The organism is Methylobacterium sp. B1, assembly GCF_000333255.1.
Taxonomy (GTDB): Bacteria; Pseudomonadota; Alphaproteobacteria; order Rhizobiales; family Beijerinckiaceae; genus Methylobacterium; species Methylobacterium fujisawaense.
On record NZ_BACT01000761.1, the window covers coordinates 1 to 2,483 of the forward strand.

At 74.9% G+C, this 2,483-nt stretch carries 3 protein-coding genes; all 3 read left to right on the forward strand.

What is annotated here, in order from left to right; genetic code table 11:
- Positions 1-37: 37 nt before the first annotated feature.
- On the forward strand, positions 38-799 hold the full coding sequence (locus I53_RS22265) for a 5-oxoprolinase subunit PxpA (RefSeq protein ID WP_043354797.1): 762 nt from the start codon (positions 38-40) through the stop codon (positions 797-799).
- Complete coding sequence (locus tag I53_RS22270) at positions 796-1,527, forward strand: allophanate hydrolase subunit 1 (RefSeq protein WP_043354799.1); 732 nt, start codon at positions 796-798, stop codon at positions 1,525-1,527. Before I53_RS22265 ends, I53_RS22270 begins: the two co-directional genes overlap by 4 nt.
- A 99-nt stretch (positions 1,528-1,626) precedes the next feature.
- Positions 1,627-2,483 (forward strand): biotin-dependent carboxyltransferase family protein (locus tag I53_RS22275; protein WP_374701357.1); only part of this gene is annotated, 857 nt, incomplete at its 3' end.

Genomic DNA, 2,483 nt, shown 5'->3' on the forward strand with positions numbered 1-2,483 from the left:
GCCCTATGAGACCCGATCGGCACGCGGAGCGGCGGCGATGACCAGCGTGGACCTGAATTCCGACCTCGGCGAGGGCTACGGCGCCTATGCCTGCGGCGACGACGCGGCGATCCTCGGGATCGTCACCTCGGCCAACGTCGCCTGCGGCCTCCATGCGGGCGACCCCGAGATCATGGCCCGGACCTTCGCGCTGGCGAAGGCGCGCGGCGTCGCGGTCGGCGCCCATCCGGGCTTCCCCGACCTCTGGGGCTTCGGGCGGCGGCGGATGCCGTTCAGCCCGGACGAGATCGAGCGGCTCGTCGCCTACCAGATCGGCGCCGCCCAGGCGCTGGCCGCCTATGCCGGCCACCGCATCACCTACGTGAAGGCGCACGGGGCGCTGGCCAACGTCGCCGCCGAGGAGCGGCCGGTGGCCGACGCCATCGCCCGGGCCGTCCGTGCCGTGGACCGCGACCTCGCGCTGCTCGCCATCGCGCTGACCGCCCAGGTGCCGGCGGGCGAGGCCTGCGGCCTCGACGTGCATCAGGAGATCTTCGCCGATCGCGGCTACACGCCGACCGGGCTCCTGATCCCGCGCAGCCAGCCCGGCGCGATGATCACCGATGCCGGCGAGGCGGCCGACCGGGTCCTGCGCATGGTCGAGGCGGGCGCGATCCTCACGGCGGACGGCCGGACGCTGCCGACGCCGATCCGCTCGATCTGCGTCCACGGCGATTCCGCCCACGCCGTCGTCACGGCCCGCGCGGTGCGGACCCTACTGGAGGGCGCGGGCGTCACGCTGGCGCCGTTCCGGCCGTGAGCGCGGTCGCGGAGCCCCGGCTTCTCGACGCCGGCGAGGCGGCCCTCGTGGTCGAGTTCGGCAGCACGGTCGACCCGGCGATCAGCGACCGGGTCCTGGCGCTGGACGACGCCCTCGGGGCGGATCCGCCCGAGGGGCTGCGGGAGCGCGTGCCGACCTACCGCTCCCTGATGCTGCACTATGATCCGCTGGTGCTCGACCGCGCGACGCTCGCCGAACGGGTCCGGGCGCTGGTGTCGGGCGCGACCGCGCGCGCGTCCAGTCCGACCCTGTGGACCCTGCCCTGCTGCTACGCTTCTCCGCATGGCGAGGACATCGCGCAGGTCGCCGAGCGCAGCGGGCTGTCGCCGGAGGCGGTGGTGTCGACCCATTCGGCCACGACGTTCCGGGTCTACATGTACGGCTTCGCGCCGGGCTTCGCCTATCTCGGCGGCCTGCCGGAGGCCCTGGCGGTGCCCCGGCGCGCGAGCCCGCGGCCGCCGCATCCGCGCAACGCCGTCATGATCGGCGGGGGTCTCGCCGCGGTGGCGACCGTGCCGATGCCGACCGGCTGGTACGTGCTCGGCGCGACGCCGGCCCGTCTCTACGCGCCCGAGCGCGACCCGAGCTTCTTCGTCGCCGCAGGTGACCAGATCCGCTTCGAACCAGTGGATTCCGCGACCTTCGACGCCCTGACAGCCCGGGAGGCGGCAGGCGAGCCGGTGGCCCGGCGCGGGGAGCCCCACTGATGCCCGCCCTCGTCATCGAGTCCGCCGGACCCGGCGTAACCCTGCAGGGACGGGGGCGGGCACGGCTACCTGCGCTACGGCATCACGGCCGCGGGTCCCATGGACCCGCTGATGCACGCCGCCGCCAACCGGGCGGCATCGAACGCCCTCGACGCCACCGCCGTCGAGATCTCCACCGGCGGCGTCACCGTCTCGGCGGAGGACGGACCCGTCGGGATCACCCTGCTCGCGCCGGGTTTCCGCGTCGCGCTGGACGGGGTGCCGTTGCCCGATACGGTCGCGCTCACCCTGGAACCCGGCCAGAGGCTCGTCGTGCGGGCCGGCGATGCGGGCGCCTGGGGCTATCTGGCGGTCGCTGGGCGGCTCGACGTGGCGCCGGTCCTCGGATCGGCGGCGACCCATACCCGCTCGGGGCTCGGCGGCCTCGACGGGCGCGGCCTCGCTGCGGGCGACCGCCTGCCCGTCGCCGAGGGCCGGACCCTGGACGGGGCGCCGCAGCGGCTCGTCGCCCCCTGGCTCGACCGCGACGGCCGGGTGATCCGGGTGGTGCTGGGCCCGCAGGACGATTATTTCGCCCCCGACCAGATCGAGGCCTTCCTGGCGGGTCCCTGGACGGTCTCGCCGCGGGGCGACCGGATGGCCTGCTTCGTCGACGGCACGCCGCTCAAGCACGCCAAGGGGCACGACATCGTCTCCGACGGCGTCGCCATGGGGGCGATCCAGGTCCCCGGCAACGGCCTGCCGATCATCCTGATGGCCGATCGGCAATCCACCGGCGGCTACCCGAAGATCGCCACGGTCATCGGGCCGGATCTCGGGCGGCTGGCGCAGGTCCGGGGCGGGGCGCGCCTGTCGTTCCGGCGCGTGTTGGTGGAGGAGGCGGTCGCGGCCCGGCGCGCCAAGCCCGATCTCCTGCGCGAGCCGTGCCCCCCGAGCCGGTCATCCGCACGGGATTT